Origin of the sequence: Neisseria sp. P0019.S003, assembly GCF_051957115.1 — a bacterium.
GTDB classification, from domain to species: Bacteria; Pseudomonadota; Gammaproteobacteria; order Burkholderiales; family Neisseriaceae; genus Neisseria; species Neisseria flavescens_D.
On sequence record NZ_JBQCWT010000025.1, the window covers coordinates 1 to 683 of the forward strand.

General features: G+C 47.4%; 1 protein-coding gene and 1 pseudogene. Both read right to left on the minus strand.

Annotation, left to right across the window (positions count from 1 at the left end; genetic code table 11):
• Nucleotides 1–146 precede the first annotated feature (146 nt).
• A pseudogene (locus ACTHTS_RS10880) lies at nt 147–343 on the minus strand (hypothetical protein); the annotation flags it as partial.
• A 54-nt stretch (nt 344–397) separates the two neighbouring features.
• On the minus strand, nt 398–683 hold a 286-nt coding region (locus tag ACTHTS_RS10885), incomplete at its 5' end, for a murein L,D-transpeptidase (protein ID WP_440370039.1).

Below are 683 nucleotides of genomic sequence, written 5' to 3' on the forward strand. Positions count from 1 at the left end.
GCTTTATGCAGGCTCTTTTGTTTTTTGAATGATGTGTGTTTGGTTGGATGTGTATCGGTTTCGTATTATCTGTACGGTCTGTGGCTTCGCAGCCTTGTCCTGATTTGAATTTAACCCGCTATTGCTGGCATGGGCAGTATAACGATGAAAGATTGCAGTAGATTGTATAGTGGATTAACTTTAAACCAGTACGGCGTTGCCTCGCCTTAGCTCAAAGAGAACGATTCTCTAAGGTGCTGAAGCACCAAGTGAATCGGTTCCGTACTATCTGTACTGTCTGCGGCTTCGTCGCCTTGTTCTGATTTAAAGTTAATCCACTATAAAAAGGTCGTCTGAAAACCCTGAGATTTGGGTTTTCAAACGACCTTTCTGTATCCTTGTTATGCGGAGTAGCCCGTCAAATCACTTCCAAAACGAAGTAATTGCGCAGCTTGTCGTACACTTTGTCGGTTACGTTGATGCAGCCGTTGGTGATGATGCGGTCGGAGACGACGTTGGAAGCGATGCGCTGCATACGGCGCTCGGAGGGTTTGAGCGTCCATACGCGGTGCAGGGCGAATAGAAAGTCTTTTTCCTGCTTGAAGCCGATGATTTCGCCGCCGTAGCCGGGTTTGGAAGTCTTCATCAACTGCATATCAAAAGTGCCTTTCGGCGTGGTTTTGCCGATGAGCACGGGGTAACAC